At 63.7% G+C, this 19177-nt stretch carries 22 protein-coding genes and 1 pseudogene; 9 read left to right on the top strand and 14 right to left on the bottom strand.

What is annotated here, in order from left to right:
- Nucleotides 1-185 precede the first annotated feature (185 nt).
- Nucleotides 186-1214, bottom strand: a complete 1029-nt coding sequence (locus ACEWFR_RS11440; protein ID WP_374061146.1) for an A24 family peptidase C-terminal domain-containing protein — start codon at nucleotides 1212-1214, stop codon at nucleotides 186-188.
- A 190-nt stretch (nucleotides 1215-1404) separates the two neighbouring features.
- Between ACEWFR_RS11440 and ACEWFR_RS11435 the strand changes: the two genes are divergently transcribed.
- Nucleotides 1405-1917: an HPP family protein gene (locus tag ACEWFR_RS11435; protein ID WP_374061139.1), complete on the top strand. Its 513-nt coding sequence runs from the start codon at nucleotides 1405-1407 to the stop codon at nucleotides 1915-1917.
- Between the two features lie 52 nt (nucleotides 1918-1969).
- On the opposite strand, the gene ACEWFR_RS11430 is transcribed toward ACEWFR_RS11435, so the two are convergent.
- The 5 genes from ACEWFR_RS11430 to ACEWFR_RS11410 form a co-directional block, all read right to left on the bottom strand.
- Nucleotides 1970-2416, bottom strand: coding sequence for a low molecular weight phosphatase family protein (locus ACEWFR_RS11430; protein ID WP_374061138.1), 447 nt, complete (start codon nucleotides 2414-2416; stop codon nucleotides 1970-1972).
- A 54-nt stretch (nucleotides 2417-2470) separates the two neighbouring features.
- Entirely contained in the window at nucleotides 2471-3631 is a 1161-nt protein-coding gene (gene arsB, locus ACEWFR_RS11425; protein ID WP_374061137.1) for an ACR3 family arsenite efflux transporter, read from the bottom strand.
- Nucleotides 3624-4022 (bottom strand): metalloregulator ArsR/SmtB family transcription factor, encoded by a 399-nt coding sequence (locus ACEWFR_RS11420; protein WP_098725077.1) that lies wholly within the window; start codon nucleotides 4020-4022, stop codon nucleotides 3624-3626. The genes arsB and ACEWFR_RS11420 overlap by 8 nt, the downstream gene beginning before the upstream one ends.
- Before the next feature lie 448 nt (nucleotides 4023-4470).
- Complete coding sequence (fer, locus tag ACEWFR_RS11415) at nucleotides 4471-4860, bottom strand: ferredoxin Fer (RefSeq protein ID WP_098725076.1); 390 nt, start codon at nucleotides 4858-4860, stop codon at nucleotides 4471-4473.
- A 423-nt stretch (nucleotides 4861-5283) separates the two neighbouring features.
- The gene (locus ACEWFR_RS11410; RefSeq protein WP_374061136.1) at nucleotides 5284-6465 is read right to left on the bottom strand and encodes an anion permease; all 1182 of its coding nucleotides are present in this window, start codon (nucleotides 6463-6465) and stop codon (nucleotides 5284-5286) included.
- A 353-nt stretch (nucleotides 6466-6818) separates the two neighbouring features.
- Between ACEWFR_RS11410 and ACEWFR_RS11405 the strand changes: the two genes are divergently transcribed.
- The gene (locus tag ACEWFR_RS11405; RefSeq protein ID WP_374061135.1) at nucleotides 6819-7580 is read left to right on the top strand and encodes a hypothetical protein; all 762 of its coding nucleotides are present in this window, start codon (nucleotides 6819-6821) and stop codon (nucleotides 7578-7580) included.
- 20 nt (nucleotides 7581-7600) lie between these two features.
- On the opposite strand, the pseudogene ACEWFR_RS11400 reads toward ACEWFR_RS11405, so the two are convergent.
- Both ACEWFR_RS11400 and ACEWFR_RS11395 read right to left on the bottom strand, forming a co-directional pair.
- A pseudogene (locus tag ACEWFR_RS11400) lies at nucleotides 7601-7968 on the bottom strand (universal stress protein).
- Between the two features lie 63 nt (nucleotides 7969-8031).
- Nucleotides 8032-9198 (bottom strand): anion permease, encoded by a 1167-nt coding sequence (locus tag ACEWFR_RS11395; protein ID WP_374061134.1) that lies wholly within the window; start codon nucleotides 9196-9198, stop codon nucleotides 8032-8034.
- 443 nt (nucleotides 9199-9641) lie between these two features.
- Between ACEWFR_RS11395 and hisA the strand changes: the two genes are divergently transcribed.
- Nucleotides 9642-10397, top strand: a complete 756-nt coding sequence (gene hisA, locus ACEWFR_RS11390) for a 1-(5-phosphoribosyl)-5-[(5-phosphoribosylamino)methylideneamino]imidazole-4-carboxamide isomerase (protein ID WP_374061133.1) — start codon at nucleotides 9642-9644, stop codon at nucleotides 10395-10397.
- Nucleotides 10398-10556: 159 nt separating this feature from the next.
- Here hisA and ACEWFR_RS11385 read toward each other — a convergent pair whose 3' ends face one another.
- A complete protein-coding gene (locus tag ACEWFR_RS11385; RefSeq protein WP_374061132.1) occupies nucleotides 10557-10823 on the bottom strand; it encodes a hypothetical protein in 267 nt (88 codons plus the stop codon).
- A gap of 273 nt (nucleotides 10824-11096) precedes the next feature.
- Here ACEWFR_RS11385 and hisB point away from each other — a divergent pair, with 273 nt between their 5' ends.
- Nucleotides 11097-11684, top strand: a complete 588-nt coding sequence (hisB, locus tag ACEWFR_RS11380; protein ID WP_374061131.1) for an imidazoleglycerol-phosphate dehydratase HisB — start codon at nucleotides 11097-11099, stop codon at nucleotides 11682-11684.
- A gap of 88 nt (nucleotides 11685-11772) precedes the next feature.
- Here hisB and ACEWFR_RS11375 read toward each other — a convergent pair whose 3' ends face one another.
- Nucleotides 11773-12471 carry a hypothetical protein gene (locus tag ACEWFR_RS11375; protein WP_374061130.1) on the bottom strand — a complete coding sequence of 233 codons (699 nt, stop codon included), beginning with the start codon at nucleotides 12469-12471 and terminating at the stop codon, nucleotides 11773-11775.
- Nucleotides 12472-12621: 150 nt separating this feature from the next.
- Here ACEWFR_RS11375 and ACEWFR_RS11370 point away from each other — a divergent pair, with 150 nt between their 5' ends.
- On the top strand, nucleotides 12622-13125 hold the full coding sequence (locus ACEWFR_RS11370; RefSeq protein ID WP_098725068.1) for an amino acid-binding protein: 504 nt from the start codon (nucleotides 12622-12624) through the stop codon (nucleotides 13123-13125).
- A 90-nt stretch (nucleotides 13126-13215) separates the two neighbouring features.
- Here the strand turns inward: ACEWFR_RS11370 and ACEWFR_RS11365 are convergent, their stop codons facing one another.
- A complete protein-coding gene (locus ACEWFR_RS11365; RefSeq protein ID WP_374061129.1) occupies nucleotides 13216-13635 on the bottom strand; it encodes a hypothetical protein in 420 nt (139 codons plus the stop codon).
- A 161-nt stretch (nucleotides 13636-13796) separates the two neighbouring features.
- Here ACEWFR_RS11365 and ACEWFR_RS11360 point away from each other — a divergent pair, with 161 nt between their 5' ends.
- Complete coding sequence (locus ACEWFR_RS11360) at nucleotides 13797-14414, top strand: YigZ family protein (RefSeq protein ID WP_374061128.1); 618 nt, start codon at nucleotides 13797-13799, stop codon at nucleotides 14412-14414.
- A 45-nt stretch (nucleotides 14415-14459) separates the two neighbouring features.
- Here the strand turns inward: ACEWFR_RS11360 and ACEWFR_RS11355 are convergent, their stop codons facing one another.
- Nucleotides 14460-15308 (bottom strand): hypothetical protein, encoded by an 849-nt coding sequence (locus tag ACEWFR_RS11355; protein ID WP_374061127.1) that lies wholly within the window; start codon nucleotides 15306-15308, stop codon nucleotides 14460-14462.
- A 192-nt stretch (nucleotides 15309-15500) separates the two neighbouring features.
- Between ACEWFR_RS11355 and ACEWFR_RS11350 the strand changes: the two genes are divergently transcribed.
- Nucleotides 15501-15701, top strand: a complete 201-nt coding sequence (locus ACEWFR_RS11350; RefSeq protein ID WP_374061126.1) for a DUF2892 domain-containing protein — start codon at nucleotides 15501-15503, stop codon at nucleotides 15699-15701.
- 53 nt (nucleotides 15702-15754) lie between these two features.
- Here the strand turns inward: ACEWFR_RS11350 and ACEWFR_RS11345 are convergent, their stop codons facing one another.
- Complete coding sequence (locus tag ACEWFR_RS11345; protein ID WP_374061125.1) at nucleotides 15755-16132, bottom strand: cupin domain-containing protein; 378 nt, start codon at nucleotides 16130-16132, stop codon at nucleotides 15755-15757.
- A gap of 83 nt (nucleotides 16133-16215) precedes the next feature.
- Entirely contained in the window at nucleotides 16216-16893 is a 678-nt protein-coding gene (gene upp / locus ACEWFR_RS11340) for a uracil phosphoribosyltransferase (protein WP_374061124.1), read from the bottom strand.
- A gap of 201 nt (nucleotides 16894-17094) precedes the next feature.
- Here upp and ACEWFR_RS11335 point away from each other — a divergent pair, with 201 nt between their 5' ends.
- Nucleotides 17095-17817, top strand: coding sequence for a DUF5828 family protein (locus ACEWFR_RS11335; protein WP_374061123.1), 723 nt, complete (start codon nucleotides 17095-17097; stop codon nucleotides 17815-17817).
- Nucleotides 17818-17907: 90 nt separating this feature from the next.
- Nucleotides 17908-19101, top strand: coding sequence for an anion permease (locus ACEWFR_RS11330; RefSeq protein ID WP_374061122.1), 1194 nt, complete (start codon nucleotides 17908-17910; stop codon nucleotides 19099-19101).
- Nucleotides 19102-19177 lie beyond the last annotated feature (76 nt).

The raw sequence follows: 19177 nt of genomic DNA, 5'->3' as shown, positions 1-19177 counted from the left end.
GAGCGGAGCAAAGCTCCGCGAGGTCCGCGAAACCTTCGGTTTCGCTTGATGCCGAGAGAGCGATGCTCTCTCGTAGCAAACCGCTCACTCCGTTCGCGGATGCTGGCAGCGGTAAGTTCTTCACCGATATCTACCGTGAGTTTTGTCGGTAGCTTCGAATACAGAACGTACGGGTCCCAGGACGGTCAAAACAGCGTTCCCAGCAGTAAGTCCCCGTAGACCAGCGCAATCACCAGCCCGGCGAACACCGGGACGAGAAACGGCGTTCCCGGCGAGATCCAGACCGTCTCTTCGGTCGCGAGCACGTCGAGCCCCTCACGGAGCGTCTCGGGCGTCGTTCCGTACGCCGAGCCGTCGATATCCTCGAGGAAAGCGTCGGCACCCCACGGATCGTCGTACTCGGGCGCGTCCGAGTCCGCCACAGCTTCAGGGACCGCGTCGTCGGCGTCCAACTCGAACGCCCCACCGTCGCTGCGTGGCTGGACGCTTGCAGTCACCGCGCCGTCGGTCGGCGGATTCGGTTCGGTGGGCAGCGTCGACGGGTCGCGGTACCGCTTCGGGTCATCGCGCAGGTCGGCAAGCGAGAGTCCCCGCCAGCGGAGGTACATTCGGAGCGCGTCGATGTCGAGGCCGCCTCGAGAGAGCCCCGCCGGCGTCTCGAGCAGGCGGCCGTGGGTCTCCGGAATTCGCTCCCAGGAGACGGGCCAACCGACGAACATGACCGGCGCGATTCGTCCCGCGGCGGCGTTTCGGATCGCCAGCGCGATCGGGAGCGCGATCCCCACCAGAACGGCGTTTGTCAGGATCGTAAACGAGAACGTGCCGATGTCGGTCGTCCCGGCGGTCGGGAACGTCCACGATCCGAGCGCGTACTTGGGAAAGGTCGGGAAGAGAACTGCCAACACGAGGAGCGCTTTCGCGTCAGCACCGCCGAAGCCGCCGAACCACCAGAACAGGTAGGCGATCGGAACGACCAGACCCAGGCTGATCGCCGTCGGAATCAGGAACTCGAAGGTCCAGGCGTCCCCGCCGGCGCTCCAGGCCAACCAGCCGTCCCAGCCCAGCAAGACGGCCCCGAGCAGGGCGAGGGGGATCCAGACGGTACTCGAGACGCGTCTGGTCTCGATGTCGCGGTAGGCGGTCCAGGCGAAGACGGGAACGGCGAGGAGTCGGAGCAGATCCGGAGCCGTCCCGATGGCACCAGCGAGCGTCACGATCATCCATCCGAAGCGCGGTGCCGTTACGTTTTCGGCCTGTCCGGAATCCGTCATTCCGACTCGACCCGCGCTCGAGCGAATCGGTCCCGCTCCGACAGCGGTCGCAATTGTGTTCAAAGAATCAATTCTGAGAGGCGGAACCAACGAAAAGTGAACGTCTATCCGTTTGCGCTGACAAGCACCGCGCATGAGAGAGGGCGCGGCGTTTTCGGCCCTGTACGTCGGCATTTTGCTCTCGGTTCCGGGACTGTTGGCCTGGGTGACCGGACAGGCGTTTATTTTTCCGAGTCTGGGCCCCTCCGCCTTTCTGTTGGCGACGGTTCGAGAGGGGGAGGTCACCGCGCCTCGGCGGGTGATCGGCGGGCACTGTATCGGCGTCGTGGCCGGACTGATCGCGTATCACGCTATCGTACCCGATCTCGGCGTGAGCGTGACCACGTCCGCACCGGCGCTCGCGACCGCACAGCTTCGATTCGTCGCCAGCGGCGTGGTCGCCGTCGTGCTCACCACCGGCGGGATGCTCGCAACCGAGACGGTCCATCCGCCCGCCTGTGCGACGACGCTGATCGTTTCACTCGGATACCTCTCGTCGATCGTCGACGGCGCGCTCATCGTGCTCGCCGTCGTCGTCCTCGTCGCCGCGCACAGGTTCGTGAGACACGGGCCGTCGTTCGGCGGCTACGGTCCACTTGAGCAGTGACCGCGGCGGTCCCGTCGAAAGTCGGCGGAGGCGAACGAATATTAGCTGCAATTTAGGGCGCGTCGCTGAATTCGTCGAACAGCGCCGCGACCCGCCGTTCGATCTCGTCGCGGATCTCGCGTACCCGCTCGAGGTCGCGACCGTCGGGATCTTCGAGCGCCCAGTCGCGGATCGCCACGTCCGTGCCGACGTCGCCGACCTCGAGCGTCGAACAGCCCATCGTTGCGACGTAGTCACACGACCGAAGCTCGTCGATCGTGATCTCACGGGGCGTTCGGTCGGCAAGGTCGAAGCCGGCGTCGGCCATCACCTCGATCACTTCCTCATGGACCTCGTCGGCGGGATGGGTGCCGCCGGTCAGGATTTCGACGCGCTCCTCGAGGCCGCGTCGGGCGCGTTCGCGCTCGGCGAACGCGGTCGACATCTGGGAGCGGCCGGCGTTCTGGACGCACATGAAGGCGATACGAATCGGCTCGTTCGGCGTGGGGTTGGGGGTCATGATCGTGGTCGATGTGGGCAGTAGTTGTCAGTGAGTTTCGCCTACCAGTGGCTATCAATCGTCAGTGGGCGAGTCAGGTGTCGTCGTCTCGAGGCTACCGGTATCGGATCCGCTCCAGTCGAACCGGCGCTGGAAGTACAGCGCGACGTTGACCAGTGCGAGCAAGACGGGAACCTCGATAAGCGGGCCGACGACGGTCGCGAAGGCGACGCCGGAACCGACGCCGAACACCGCCACGGCGACGGCGATGGCCAGTTCGAAGTTGTTCGATGCGGCCGTGAAGCCAATCGCGGTCGTCGTCGAGTAGTCGGCACCGATCCCGCGACCCATGCCGAAGCTCACGAAGAACATGACGACGAAATAAATCGTCAGCGGGACGGCAATCAGGAGGACATCGCCCGGTGCAGCGACGATCGTCTCGCCCTGCGTGGCGAACATCACGACGATGGTAAACAGGAGCGCGATGAGCGTCAGCGGATCGATCGTCGGCACGAACGAATCGTCGTACCACTCCTCGCCTTTGGTCCGAGTTCCGACGTAGCGAGTGAGGAAGCCGCCGGCGAAGGGGATTCCGAGGAAGATGACGATAGCCTCGAACACCTGCACGGGTGAGACGTCGAACGTCGTGATTCCGGCAACGAGCGTCTCCATGCCCAGCAGCGGGGGCAAGAAGAGCCCGAAAAACCAGACGTAGACGCCGTAGGTGACGATCTGGAAGAGGCTGTTGAACGCGACCAGTCCAGTCACATACTCGGTCGACCCCTCCGCGAGTTCGTTCCAGACAAGCACCATCGCGATACACCGGGCCATCCCGATGAAGATGAGTCCGAGAAAGTACTCGGGACGGGCCGGAAGACCGGGCACGAGCCCGCTGAAGAAGACGACAGCCAGTCCGAACATCAGGGTCGGCCCGATGAGCCAGTTCTGGACGAGGCTCAGGCCGAGCACCCGCCAGTTGCGAAAGACCGTCGGGAGCTGCGAGTAGTTCGCCTTCGCCAGCGGCGGGTACATCATCGCAACGAGCCCGATCTCCACGAGGTGGAGCTCCCGGATCGGTTCGGTCACCGACGGCGCGACGGAGCCGAGTCCGACGCCGACGGCCATCGCCGCGAAGATCCACACGGTCAGATACTTGTCCAGGAAGTCGATCGACCGCGGATCGCCACAACTCTCACAGCCGCAGTTCGGGCCGTGCTCGTGGGTTGCGTTACTCATCTCCCACGCTTCCCTCGAGGACGGTCACGAGAGCCACCGCCCGGTTCGTCGCTCGATACTTCTTCCAGCGCCCCTCCTTCCGGCCGTCGACGAGCCCCGCATCGACGAGCTGCGAGAGGGCGTGGCTAAGCCCGCTCTCGGTCACGTCGACGACCGCGTTCAGTTCACAGACGCAGAGCTCCTCACCGGCCGCGACGAGAACCCGCACAAGCGTGTACCGAGTCTCGTTTGCTAGCGCCGAGAGCACCGAGAGTTCGGCGTCGACCCGCTCCGAGCCGAGCGCCGCCTCGAGCGTCTCGAGTTCGTCGAGCCGCCGATCGACGTCCTCGTCGCGACAGCCCTCGAGTTCGTCCTCGAGATATCGTTGTAACCGATCCGTCACTTGCGACATCAGCAGATAGTTGCGAATCGGTTCAAGTAATAGTTCCGATTAGGATCTATATAGTCAATATAGAGCCCTGGATATGGGGTGTTAGATGCAGCTTTTATAGTGATTCTATAGTATGATTGAGGAAGTATTCAACTCTTTTGGGAGAGGGGTGATCCCTGCGTTCATCACGATCACCAAACAGTACCCGAACCGAAACGGAGGGACAAAACCGGACCTATCGCTCGAGGAGGACGGAGAACGGTGGGTCACGTCGTTCGGATCGGATGGCAAAACGGCGGATCTGGTGCGATAGTAGCCACTGACGGTCAATACACCAGATCGCACACTCCCCTCGCGATCAGAGAAACCGTGTTAGTTGGGGGTATAGACGAGCAATACAGCTCGAGCAGCGGCTGAAAATACGCCCCGAAGGCGGGGGAACGGTCGAACGACGACCGTTGGATGTGGCTTAAATGACGCGGTTTTGCAGGTAGTCGAGGTGTTTGGCGTTGTAGACGATCTTGACCTCGTCGGTCTCGGCGGATCCGATACAGGTCAGACGGACGTCCTTCTCCTCGACCTCCTCGTCGGAGAGGATCTGCTGCATGTCCATGTCGATCTCACCTTCGAAGACGATCGCCGCACAGTTCGCACAGGCACCGGCTCGGCACGAGAACGGCCAGTCGTAGCCCTGCGCCTCGGCCGCCTCGAGGATGTATTCGCCCTCGGCGACGTCGAGCGTGCCGTAATCCTCCTCGTCGAGGCCGGCGTCACTGGCCTCGTCGAAGAGGTCGTCGTCGTCCATGTCCCAGCCCTGGTCGTCCAGTACTTCGTAATTGAGGTATTCTACCGTGGGCATCACTCTGCGGTTCGAGGGCCGCATTGGTATAGCTTGCTGTTCAGTCCTAAATTGTCTTTGAGTCAGAATTGACCAATTCGAAGGAAAGAATGGGGTGATTCTACACAAGATCAGTGATCGAACGGGAGAGGAAAAAGAAATGTCCGAACGTGTTCCCCCGAGTGGCGCGTTTGTTGCCGGATTCAAAACAGGCGTCACTCGTCCTGATACCGGGCCGTGGATCCGCGAGGCGTCGCGTGAGGCTACCACTACCCGATCGTGGCAGTCTACCGGCTCACGCGTCGTCGCGATTTGGCTACGAAATCCTGTCAGCAGGCCAGTCCGACGATCACCATCACGAGTCGGAAACGGGAAGACGAATGGCACGGCGCGACGGAGACGGTCTGCCGGTCCCTCAGGAATCGGATACTGGGGCCTGGGCTCTCAAAAGCCGAATATCGGAACGAACCGGAACGTGAGATAGGCGCCGATCGTCGAGATCGCTGGGACGACGTTCTGCATGAGGATTACGCGGGCGGTCGTCGAGGGGTCGAACAGATCCGACGCTTTCGGGATGTCCTCGGGTTCTTCCTCGCCGATCTGGGGGGATCGTTCGCCCTCTTCCTCGGCGGTCAGCGCGCCGACCGAGACGCGCGTTTCCTCGCCGGCTCTGACTCCCGACAGGGTCGTCGTTCGGGTGGCTCGTCCCCAGCCCAGCCCGACGATACTCATCGTCGCAATAACGACGAAGCTCGCGGGGATGCCGATCGACGAGAGTCCCACGACGATTCCCGAACTGATCACGGCGACGACGATCGCCGCCGTCAGCGGGAGATTCGTGATGTCGTTACCGAGCGTGTCGAGGGTGCGGCGGGCGATAGTAAAGCAGCCGACCGCGACCGCCGCCGAGCCGATCAGGATCAGCGGCACCATAGGGACGTCGCCGGTACCGTAGATCGGCGCGATCGCGTTGGCGATGTTGCTCGTTCCCGATGCAAAGCCCATCAGACAGCCGATGGCGACGACGACCATTGCACCCGTGATTTCCCGGCGGGTGGCGTCAGCACCGAACTGGAGCCGTGGGGCGAGCCCCGAGCGGTCGATCGTGACCATCGGCCGACCCTCTTGCTTCCCTTCGATTGCGACCCAGGCGTTGATCTGGGGGTAGAAGTACCGCCCGACGACGCCGGCAACCCAGAAGCCGGAGATCGGCGCCACGACCCACCAGATGACGATCTCACCCAGCACCTCGAGGTCGAGTTCACCGGTCGCCATTCCCAGCGCGGCGATCGCGCCGACCGCGGTCATCGATGTCGAGGCGGGGACGCCAGCGTAGTTGCCGACGAACAGCGCGCCGCCGATGAAAAAGAGCACGGCGACGTTCGATCGCATCGTGAAGATCGATGTATCGGTAACGAGGTCGTTGCCGAGGGTATCGACGACCTGCGGACCGATGGTATAGGCACCGACGAAGAAGAATATCGACATCAGTCCGGCGGCCATCACCTTCGTGATCACGTTCGCGCCGACGGCCGGCCCGAACGCGGGCCCGGTCGTCGAGCCGCCGATGTTGAACCCGACGAAGATGGCGACGAGAATCCCGACGATCAGCAGTACTTCCGGCACGTTCGGTAGGTCATGCGATCCGACCCTAAAAACGCGCTTATTCGCGTCAGTGTCGGCGAATCACCAGGTAGTCCCCACTCGCTCGAGGGGGCGAACGAGGATCCGCCCGGATTTCGTCTCGATGCCTGATGAATACGCTACTCGAGTCAAAGCGATCGGGACGAGAACGACAGTGACACCGCTCGTTCCCCCCGGCCGGGATCCCAAAGGATTTCCCCGAATCGGCCCTTCTAGTACTCTAGAATGTTATCACGTGCGTACTCATTTCAGCCGGACAGCGATCCGAAGGATGGACGACGGCCCTCGCGATCGGAGAACACGTCGATCGATGCGTCCACAACTGTCGGTCAGCTATGAGACCGGCGCGCATCGACGCGATCATCGACTTCGCGTACGGCGGGTTGATTCTGCTCGCGGTCGTCCTCATCGCGACGCTCGATATTCGGGTCGGGCTGACGTTCGGGCTGGGGGTCTTCGCCTCGTACGTCCTCCACGTCGTCTGGAAGATGGCCCGGTTCGATCCCGACTGGATGACGTCGACCGTGCAGGAAACCGTCGAGAAGTCGGTCGAACGATCGGTCGAGGAAACGGTCGGCGACACCGTCGAGAAACAGGTCGAAGAAACGGTCGATAAGACAGTCGGCGACACCGTCGAGCAAACCGTCAGTGAGACCGTCGAAGAAACGGTCGATAAGACAGTCGGCGACACCGTCGAGAAAACGGTGAGCGAGACCGTCGAAGAAACGGTCGACCAGACAGTCGGAGACACCGTCGAGCAAACCGTCAGTGAGACCGTCGAAGAAACGGTCGACCAGACAGTCGGAGACACCGTCGAGAAAACGGTGAGTGAAACCGTCGAGGAGACGGTCGAAGAAACGGTCGGTGAAACCGTCAAAGAAACAGTCGATGAGACGGTTGGTGAAACCGTCGAGGAGACGGTCGAAGAAACGGTCGAGGAGACGGTCGAAGAAACGGTCGGCAATCAACTCGAGGAGGTACAAGCCAAGGTCGAGTCCGTCGACGAACGCGTCGACCGTCGGCCTCGAGAGGACGAAGTCGAGGAACTGCTCGAGGAATCGGACGACGGTGACCAGGGCGACCGGACCGAGGGCTGAGCGGTTCCGAACTATCCCGCTCACCGAACGACCACGACTGGAACCGGTGACCGACGAACGACTCGCTCCGCGACGTTCCCGACGAACAGTCGTTCCGAAACGGTTCCACCGTGCATACCGATCACGACCGTCTCATAGTCGTCAGCGCAGTTGATGATCGGACGAACTGGATGGCCAAGTTCGACAATGGTCTCGAGATCAGCGTCACCGCCGGCGTTCGCGGCGAGTTCGCGCGCGATCGAAGACCGGCTGTGCGAGTTCCTGCGCTTGTCCTCGAGATCGTCGGCGAGCGCGAGGCTGACTGCCTCGCCCCACACGACGGGTCGCCCACGACGGTCAGGACGGGTATATCGGCGTCCGGGTTGCCCTCGAGTGCGTATTCGCTCATCTCCGAGCCGTCCAGCGGAACGAGAACGTGATCGACGACGATACGTCGAATAAACCCGAGGTATTACCCGACAAACGGAACTGCGACGAAGAAGCCGTAGGCGAGAATCGTCGACATCGACGGGCCGATGATCCACATCGAGACGTATTTCATGATGGCCCGCGGGTTGAAGAGATCGCCCGCGTTCAGGACCTCCTCGGGCTCTTCCTCGCCGATCCGCGTGACCGGGGCCTCGGGCTCTGCCTTCAGTGCACCCATCGACATCTCCGCGTCAACCTGACCGCGAACGGCGTCTCGAGCCGTGACGGGGCGAGTGGCTCGCCCCCAGCCCAGTCCGACGATCGTCATCACCGACGCCATCACAAGGCTGATCGGAATCCCGGCCGCCGAGAGCAGGGTCGTGATCGTCGACGCGGTGATCATGACGACCAGTGCTGCCAGTAACGGAATGTCGCTGAGTTCGCTGCCGACGGACTCCATCGTCCGGCGTGCGATGGTAAAGCCGCCGAGCCCGATCGCGACCGTCGCGATGATAATCGCGCTATCGGCCCCGAGCGCGCCGCTGCTGACCAGCGGCGCGACGGCGTTCGGAACGTTGCTCGCACCGGCGCTGAACGCCATGTAACAGCCGATGACGAGGACGACAATCGTCCCGACGAACTCCTGACCGGTCGTGTTCGGACCGAGGCCGATCGACGGGATCGATCCGGTCCGATCGACGGTGAGCAACGCCCCCTCGGTCGCCGAAATCTCGAACCGTCGGTTGAGTTCCGGGTAGATGTACCGGCCGACGAACGCGCCGATCCAGAGGGCGAGGATCGGCGTGACGATCCACCACGAGATGATCCACCCGATCGTCTCGAAGTCGAGCGTCCCCGTCGCCAGTCCCAGTCCCGCGATCGCTCCGACGGTGGTCATCGACGTCGGGACGGGAACGCCGAAGACGTTCGCGATGAGAATCCCCAGCCCGATGAAAAAGAGGACGGCAACGCCCGCCGCGAGCGTGATTTCGATCGTGATGATGTCGCCGCTGAGGGTGTCCATTACGTTTCGGCCGACGGTCCAGCCCCCAAGAAAAACGAAGAATGTCATCAGTCCGGCCGCGGACGCCTTGCTGAGGAGACCGGCACCCACAGCGGGCCCCCACGCGATCCCGGTCGACGAGCCGCCGATATTGAACCCGACGAAAATCGAGGCGACGATTCCCACCAGCAGAACGGTTTCGACCATTCACCGGTAGTACAGGTCTGCTCCTGAAAGAAGTACTGAAAACCGACCGCAGCGAGAGCGCCGCAATATTGCAACCCGGCAACACTATCGCGTGGCTATCGGCGCGAACGGTTCCGGTCGACGGATCGGCCGATGGCTCGCATTACGACGGTGGGCGGGTCCACTCACACTCCCCAGACGATCACGATCACGTGATCGGCAGGCACTCGGTGAGAAAGAGAACGAGCGCGAGGACGACGACGCCGAACACGACGAGCATGTCCGTCGTCACGTCGGATCGGGGCACGTTCGCTTTGCGAGGAACCCGCACGCCGACAACGGCATGAGACGAGCCATATCGGCCATACATGTGCCAATTCTGTTGGAAAGGGAGACCAGTGTCGCAGCGATGATCGTTCGGCGAAACCGTCGCCTTTACTCGCACCGGCCTCGCGCACTCGAGTATGACCAATGATGACGCGAGCGGCGAGTTCGAGGAGTTCGAGGTGATTCCGGCGGTCGACATACAGGACGGCGAAGTCGTCCAACTCGTCCAGGGGGAACGCGGCACGGAGAAGACCTACGGCGATCCCGTCGAGGCAGCCCGGCGGTGGATCGACGCCGGCGCAAGGACGCTGCACCTCGTCGACCTCGACGGTGCGTTCGAGGGCGAGCGGCAGAATGCGGACGCTATCGACGCCGTGATCGACGCCGTCGACGTTCCGACCCAGTTGGGCGGCGGGATCCGCACCGCAGAGGGGGCAATCGGCCTGCTCGAGCGCGGCGTCGACCGCGTCATCCTCGGGACTGCGGCGGTCGAAAACCCCGACATCGTGGCCGAAATCAGCGAATCCTACCCCGACAGCGTGGTCGTCAGTCTCGACGCGAAGGATGGCGAGGTCGTCGTCGAAGGGTGGACCGAAGGCGCGGGAATCTCGCCCGTCGAGGCCGCACAGCGGTACGACGACCTCGGAGCCGCCGCGATCCTCTTTACGAACGTCGACGTCGAGGGCCAACTCGAGGGCGTGGCGACCGATCCCGTCCGCGAACTGGTCGACGCGACCGACATCCCCGTCATCGCCAGCGGCGGCGTCGCGACGCTCGAGGACGTCCGAGCGCTCGAAGGGACCGGTGCGGCGGCGGTCGTCGTCGGCAGCGCGCTGTACGAGGGGAACTTCACGCTCGCAGAAGCGCGGGCTGCGATCGATGTCGAGGAGTAGCCCGTCGATCCGAACCGGTCGGCTCGAGTAGCGATTCGACGGGGACGGTTCGGTGACCGAACGTGGATCGACGACTGATTGGGGAGCACGGCCGGACGGAACCGAACGGATCGAGACGAGGACGGATCCGAAAGAAAACCGGACGACTGCGACGGTGTCTCAATGCTGGTTGTAGCCGTGACCCACGTAGAGAGCAAAGACATTGGCCGCCAGCAAGACGACGAACGTCAGCGTTACCGCCGGATCGCCGAGTCCCTGTGCGAGGAGGGGGAGATGCACGAATGGGAGCGCGATAGCGACCCAGAACGAGAGGAACTGGGCGGGGCCTTTGACCGATCGGAGCAGTCGGTTTCGCTCGTGCTGGGACTCCGGTTCAGGGTTCGACGGAGCGATCGATTCGTTCGAAACGGGGGAGGGATTGGACATCGAGACGGGACACCTCTTCTTGATTACGACATTCACTCCCCGGATCATATAACGGCACGAATATTGTCGCCGTTTCGGCCCGTTTTATCGTCGTATTGTGATCGTACTGTTGTTTTCAAACTCCTTCAGAAGCCGTTAGACCTTTTACTATCCCTTCTGAGATGTTTTCCCGGAATTGTCTCCGAATTGTCCGGGCTGCCCTCCGAGTGGCGGCCGGCGGCCGGCGGGGAGACGAGCGGAATTTCCTTGTACCGGGGGCGGTATGAGTTCGTCATGAGCGAGCGAACGGCGACCCGTACGCGCGAGACGGCCGAGACCTCGATCGAGTGCACGCTCACGATCGACGGGACCGGGACGGCCGCGATCGACACCGGCATCGGTTTCTTCGACCACATGCTGACGTCGTTCGCCAAGCACGGCCTGTTCGACCTCGAGGTCGAGTGTGACGGCGACCTCGAGATCGACGACCACCACACGGTCGAGGACGTGGCGATCGTCCTCGGCGAGGCGTTCGACGAGGCGCTGGGCGATCGATCGGGGATCGTCCGATACGCCGACCGGCGGGTGCCACTGGACGAGGCGGTCGCGGGGGCCGTCGTCGACGTGAGCGGTCGACCGCGGTTTTACTTCGATGGGACCTTCTCGCAAGAGTCGATTGGCGGGTTCACCAGCGACATGGCGCGACACTTCGGCGAATCGCTGGCGATGAACGCCGGAGTGACACTCCACCTCGAGGTCACTGGCGAGAACGCCCACCACGAGGTTGAAGCGCTGTTCAAGGCGCTGACCCGAACGCTCGACGATGCGACGCGAATCGACGACCGCCGAGAGGGAGCGCCCAGCACGAAGGGAACGCTTTAGTCGTCGACCGGCGCTGTAGCGATCACATGGATTCGGGACGAGCGGTGCCTCGAGTCGATGCCGGCAACCGTATCCGGTCTACGGTCTACTACGGACGGCGCAGCGTTCCCTGCTCTTCGACGAACTCATCGGTCTCGACGGCGTAATCGACGACCGCTTCGACCTCGTGGCGCTCGAGGTCGTAAGCACCCGCAGCGAGCTCCTCGACGGCGCTGCGTGTCATGGGAAACTCGCGGTTCCGAAGGAGCCGGATGACCTTGCGGTAGGTCGCCGGTGGACGGGTCGACGCGGACGGCGAGTCCTCGTTCGCCGTCTCGGCATCGTCCGGTGTCTCGGCGTCGTCCGATGTCTCAGCATCGTCCGGTGTCTCGGCGTCGTCCGATGTCTCAGCGTCGTCCGGTGTCTCGGCGTCGTCCGCCGTTTCGGTGTCGGTCGGACGCTCGTCGCGCTCGAACGTGATCCCCTCCTCGCGACTCGCGACAGTGTTTGGCTCGTTTTCGGTGCTCGTCAACTCGTCTCCGACGGCGAGGCTCGAGCCGTCAGTAGCCGACTCGTCGTCGGTCGTCTCGAGGACGTCGGCTGCGGCCCCATCGTCGGTCTCGACAGCTGTCTCGGCCCCGGCGCGGGCGAGCAGCGGTTCGAGCAGCGTCTCGAGTCGCTCGCTGCAGTCGGAACAGCAGACGACGCGGCGCTGTTCGGCCTTCGTCGGCTCGAGTTCGGGCGGGACGATTTCGAACGCGCCGACGGCGTCGTCGGCACAGAAGTCACAGTTCCGGAGTGCGCGCATACTGTCGGCAATCACGGAGAACGTAAAAAATCATCCGTCAGACGAACAGTCACGTGAACGTATTTCTCTCCCCGCTCGAGACGAACTGCTGACAGAGTGCGAGACCGATCACCGGACATTATACTGGCGCGTGCGTACACCCGGCAACGAATGTTTGACGAGATCATGGAGAAGTTCGAAGGATCGCCGAGTCAGCAGGCCGTCATCCGCCTGCTACTCGAGCGGGGCTTCTCCGTCAACGACGACGGACGGGTCGTCTCTGGCGGTATCGAGATTCCGAACACGGGGATCGCTCGCGAGATCGGCGTCGACCGACGCGTCGTCGACTCGACGACCGACGTCATCCTCGACGATCCCGAACTCCGGCGCATCTTCCAGAACATCTCGCAGGTGCCGAGCCTGATGGACCTCGCGCCGGTGTTGGATCTGACGGTGCTGTCGGTCGCCGTCGACGACGCCGAACGGGAGGGGATCGTCGCCCGGGTCACGGGAACGCTCGCGGACAACGGCATCTCGATCCGCCAGACCATCAGCGAGGACCCCGAGTTCACCGACGAGCCCAGACTCTACCTGATCACCGACGAAACGCTCCCGGGCGAGGTGATCACCGAGATCCGCGACCTCGAGTTCGTCCGGAAGATCGAACTCCAGTAGTCCGCGCGGGTCAGACAGACTGCTGTCAGTCGGTGTGGGCGCACCCGCAGGACGGTCACCGGAGCGCCGGGAACCGGTACAGAGATCCGCTCAGTCGTCGGCGTCGTCTAGAGCGGCCGCGGCGACGGCGTCCGCGAACTCGTCGAGGACCGACGCGAGCGCGCTCGTCAGTTCTTCGAATCGGTCGATCGACATGTCGTCGGTCGTCACCCAGACGCCGTGGGGACCCCGAATCACTCGCGAGAGAAAGCCGTTCTCGAACATGCGGATCGTCGCCTCGTACTCGCCGAGTTGCGTGTTTCGGTAGGCCGACTGCGAGTGAAATCCGAGCCGTTCGTGGTCAGCGAAGCCGATGAGATCGGCGGTCTGCTCGAGGTCCGAGCGGAGGTACAGCTGTTCGACGTCGTCCTCGGTGAAGTAGGTGATACTCCGCAGTTCGTCCCCGACCGTCGTCCGGCAGACGCTGTGGATTTCGTCAGCGAGTTCGTCATCGATCGTATCGCCGTTCATGTGTGCACACATGGCACCCGAGAATAATAGCGTCTGGGGTCCGATCGAAACCGACGGGACGACGCCGCTCGCGGCGCGCGGGACCGACGGTCTCTTTTCGTCGGCCGACGAATCGTCGCCATGAGTAGTGTCGGGACCCGACAGCGATGGGGTGGCCGAGCGTGAGCAGCGCGTACCGAACCGTCGCGGCCGCCGCCTCCGCCGAGTTCGTCGTGCAGGGGTCGGAGTTCATCGGCCACGTCCGACCAGTCGACTCCGTCCCGGCCGCCGAAGCGTTCGTCGAGGCCGTCGAAGACGAGTATGCCGACGCGACCCACAACGTGCCCGCCTATCGCGTTCGAGACGGCGACGACGGGACCAACGGCCACTTTCTCCGGGAGTACTCGAGCGACGACGGCGAGCCGTCGGGTTCGGCCGGCAAGCCGGCGCTGAACGTCCTCACACAACAGGAACTCGAGAACTGCGCAGTCGTGGTGACTCGCTACTACGGCGGGACGAACCTGGGCGTCGGCGGCCTCGTCCGGGCGTACTCACGCGCGGTGAAAGAGGCCGTCGAGGAAGCCGGTGTCGTGGCGGAACGACCGCACGAGCAGTTGGCGATCATCGTCGCGTACGACGACTCGGGGACCGTTCGATCGATCCTCGAGAGCGAGGGCTACGAGTTCGAGGCCGACTACGAGGCAGAGGTCAGTTTCGACGTTCGGGTCCCGCTCGCCGAGGGCGACGCGCTTCGGGATCGCATTCGGAGCGCGACGAGCGGTCGGGCCGACCTCGAGTGACTGGAAACCGAAACGGTGATCGATACCATCCAGTTCGAGGTCGCGTTACGGCGCGCCAGGTGCGCCGTTCCGGAGGGACTGACGGTGACGTTCGATCTCCGTCCGTGCGGCCTCGAGGTCGGCGAGTTGGTCGCGCTCGAAGCGCACGTCGAAGAGGCCCCGATCGAGGACGAGTTCGTCCTCGCGCAGTCGAACGTGCGAGATATCGGACCATCGCACGAGCGAGCGGGTGTACGGTCGTCGCTTGACGAGACCGGCATCGTGGACGTGGATTGCAGGTGAATCACCCAGCGATCCGACCTGCCACCGGCCCTCGGCGAGGCTAGTGACTACCCAGAGGATCGCGAGTCCAATCCACACGATCGACGGCAACCAGTTACCGGTGGTTGCGTTGGCCGCGCCCAGTAACAGCCACATGGCGAGGACGATCGCGTCCAGTTTCGGGGTCCCTGGCGGCTCCCACTGCCACGTCGCAGCGGGCTCGTCGTCGGTGATCGAATCGACGTAGCGGGCCTCCGCCAGCCGCATGACGACGTATCCAGCGATCGCCACAGCGACGGCAAGCACCGCGACGATGAGACGGAACTCGAGCCAGCCGAGTAGCGCAGCGCCGACGGCGATGCCGAATGGTGTCGCCGAGAAGGGAAGGGCAGTCCGTCGAAGCCAGTTTCGGCCGAGGCGTATCGGGAGTTCGCGGACTCGTCTCGCGAGGACGATGCCCACGAGCGCGCCCCCCAGGAGACCGACCGCGGCCGCCCCGAGGACAGCGATTCGGGTCGGCTCCGTGAGCGAGATGGCGACCGCGACGAGCCCGGCGACGAGCGTGCCGACGTAGCCGGCGAACGCGAGTCGAAACGCCGTTTTCGCCGTTCCGGTGTTCTGGTTGCCAGACATAGGAGACCCTATGCCAGTTCGTGTTAAAATGGTATGGTTATTGCTGTGGATAGTACTGCTGTGACCGTCCGTTCGATGACCGGTTCGTCTGGACCGAGCGACGAAATATCCCGTAGACTGCGTCGGGGTTCGACCGGAAGCGAAGGGGTTGCAAGGATCATCGATATCCGCGTCGCGCTCCTCTGGCGAAACATGGACAAAAACGTGTGTAGATTCGACCGTCTCGGCCGCGTTATCCTCGCAACGATACTCCTCGTGGTCGGCTATCGAAACCGAAATCGGACACTCGGTTCGCTCGGATTCATCGCCGGAAGCGACCTCCTCGCGACCGCAGTCATCCAACGCTGTCCGGTAAATTCGGTGCTCGGTATCGACACCTGCGGGACCGAGTGACGGCAGCGCAGCGAACGGAACACGCCGCTCGAGAACATGCGCTTTCGACCCGCTTACTCGTCGGGGTCGTACGGTACGGCGTCGCCGTCGACCGGTGGAGCACCGATCGCGACGACCGAAACCGAGTCGACCGCATCCTCGGGATTGTACGCTCGTTGTGGTGCTTCGGGCTGTACTGCGAACATCGATCCCGCCGGGACTGTGAACTCCTCTGTGGGCGTCTCGACGTGGAGCGTCCCCGAGAGGACGACGAACGCCTCTTCCTGCGTTTCGTGGGAGTGGTAGGCCAGCGGCAGCTGTTCGCCCGGCTCCGCATCGAATCGGTTGATCGCGACGTTGTCCAGTCCGGCCGCCTCGCTCAGTCTGCGGAGATCGCAGGGTCGACCGTCGACGGGCTCGAGACCGTCCGGATCAACGAGGCTGTAGTCCATGCGGTTCGATTCGGACCGACCTGCAAAAGTCCGTCGGCGCTGTCGACCACGCGACCGCTCGGGAACAATCGATTGACGAACGCTCAGGTCGTTCGGAACGCCCGGTCGCCGGCGTCGCCGAGGCCGGGGACGATGAACCCGTCCTCGTCAAGGCGGTCGTCGATCGACACCGTCAGCAGGTCGGCCTCGTCGAACTCCTCGTTGACGCGAAGGAGCCCCTCCGGTGCTGACACGGCAGAGAGGACGATCAGGTTCTCCGGTCGGATCGAGTTGTCGACGATGTGTTCGAGGACGGTACACATCGTACTCCCCGTCGCGAGCATCGGGTCGGCGATGATGACCGTGTCCTCCTCGTGGATCTCGGGCAGTTTGACGTAGTCGACCGTAATGGGGAAGGAGCCGTCCTCGGCGCGGCCGGCTTCCTCGTCCCGACTCGCGCTGATGACTCCCTGTCGCGCTCGCGGGAAGGCCTTCAGCAGTCCCTCGACGAACGGCGTCGCGGCGCGCAGGACGTTGATGATCACGACGTCGTCGAGGCCGCGAACGCGCTCGCCCATCGTCTGCTCGAGGGGCGTCTCGATCTCGACGTACTCGGTCTCCATTCGGCCGTCGATGATCTCGTAGCCACAGATTCGGCCGAGTTTGACTAGCCCCTTGCGAAAGCTGACCTGCTCGGTCTCGACGTCGCGAATGCGCGAGAGGGTGTCCTTCGCCAGTGCGTGCGTAACGAGGTGGGCGTTATCCCGGTCTTCGATCGTCATATCCCAACAGCCACTCGCCGGGTAGTTCACAGTATCGATCAGCCACGGTCGGGGACCAGTATGCCGTCTCGAGACATCGCTCGGCTATGAGAGTGGTGTTACCACAGACCAAATACAAACCGATCGATCGGTTCCATCAGCACAGGCGAGTGACGGCAGAGAAGTTTATACCTGTCCGCACGCTACCACTCGGCCAGCCGAATGGAAGAGAGCATCTCGGGGTTCAAGCTTCGCGGTGACTGGGGCGACATCGTCGAACACGGTGAGCGGATTACGCGCGCGCTTCGAGACGCCGGCGTCCACGATCCTGATCGGGACGCCGACGCGCGTTACGCCGACGCGTTCGACGAGTGGGACGAGTGGCGCCCCAAAGCCCACGAAACCCTCGATTCCGACGTCAGTGAAAAGACCGCCGATCAGGCCAGCGTCGAGGAGGGCAAAGGCGAAAAAGCCGGCAAAGAGCCGGACGAGGACATCAAGACCGCCGGCGAGAAACTCTCGGAGTCGTACGAACAACTCGAGGAGGACGACGCCGGGGCCGCGGTGGACAACTGGAAGGAGTCGATCGATTACGTCGCGCGGGCAGCCGACTCCGCGAGCCGCAAGGCCCTGCGCCGTGTCGAGGACACGGTCTACCAGAACGTGATGACCCAGCTTGCGCCCTACTACTTCGACAACGAACTCGTCAGCGCCAACGTCCAGCAGTCGACGCGCAACGGCGGCAACGGCGAGCAGTTCGTCTTCGAGGTCAACGTCAACGACGACGACCTGAAAGACGAGGTCTCCGACCGCCTCGCCGAGTACGAAGACGAGGTCGACCGCTGGCACGTCGAAGTCGAGAAGGATACCGACGCCGCCGAAGCCATCGAAGGCGCGGAGCCGCCGCCCAAACCGGATGACAACTCGAGGTCGACGACGAACTGAGCGAGTCCGCCGGCTCACGTTGCGAGCGGCCGCTACTGCCGGCCGACAGTCGGCACACACTTGTAGGGGCCGCTAATAGGGACCGGATAGATGGTCGATATCGCCACGTTCGGCACCTTTGCTGTGGCCGCAGTCGCGAGTCTGTTTATGGCCTGGGCGATCGGTGCCGGCTCGAGTGGTTCCACCCCGTTCGCGCCGGCCGTCGGCGCGAACGCGATTTCGGTGATGCGAGCCGGTTTTCTCGTCGGGCTGCTCGGCTTCGCCGGCGCGGTGCTGCAGGGCGCGAACGTCTCCGAGGCGGTCGGGACCGGACTGATCGGCGGCGTGACGCTGTCGTCGCTTGCCGCCACGATCGCCCTGCTCATCGCGGCCGGCCTGGTGGCGATCGGGATTTTCACAGGGTATCCGATCGCGACCGCGTTTACCGTCACCGGGGCGGTTATCGGGACCGGACTTGCCATGGGCGGCGACCCCGCGTGGGCGAAATACACCGAGATCGCCACGCTGTGGGTGCTGACCCCGTTCGTCGGCGGCGGCATCGCCTACGCTGTCGCCCGGGCCCTCCGCGCCGAAGTGGTCGCCGAAGAGTACCTCATCATCGTACTGGCCGCCATCGTCGGCGCGATCGTCGCCAACATCGAGTTCGCGCTCCTCGGCTCGCCGGGAGCCGGCGGGGCGTCGGTCGCGCAGGTCGCGGGCGGTTCGCTTCCCGGACCGGCGATCGCCGGGACCGCGGCTGCGACGCTCATCATCGCGGCGGCCTGGGCGGGGGCGATCGCGTTGGATCTCAACAACGGGACCGAACGCGGCGAGCGACACTTCCTGCTCATCCTCGGGGGGCTCGTCGCGTTCTCCGCCGGCGGCAGTCAGGTCGGGCTGGCGATCGGTCCGCTGATCCCCCTCTCGGGCGAGCTCGAGCTCCCGCTGATCGCGATGCTCGTCGGCGGCGGCTTCGGGCTCCTGATCGGATCGTGGACCGGCGCACCGCGAATGATCAAAGCGATCTCGCAGGACTACTCCTCGCTCGGGCCGCGACGCTCGATCGCCGCGCTCATCCCCTCCTTTATCATCGCACAGGCCGCGGTCTTCTACGGCATCCCGGTCTCGTTCAACGAGATCATCGTCAGCGCGATCATCGGGAGCGGCTACGCCGCGGCCGGCGCTGGCGGTGGCGTCAGCCCCCGTAAGATGGGCTTTACCGTGCTTGCGTGGATCGGTTCGCTCGCCGGCGCGATCGCCGTCTCCTACGTCGCCTACGTCGCCATCGCTGCGGTCTTGCTCTGAGACGGACTCCTGTGCATCAGTTTTACAGCAGACCGGACGGATCAAGCAACATCGAACGGTCTTTACACGACGGGTC

It is taken from the genome of Natrinema sp. H-ect4 (assembly GCF_041894845.1).
Classification (GTDB): domain Archaea; phylum Halobacteriota; class Halobacteria; order Halobacteriales; family Natrialbaceae; genus Natrinema.
The sequence above is the reverse complement of the archived record's forward strand: the minus strand, read 5'-3'. Positions and strand labels throughout refer to the sequence as shown.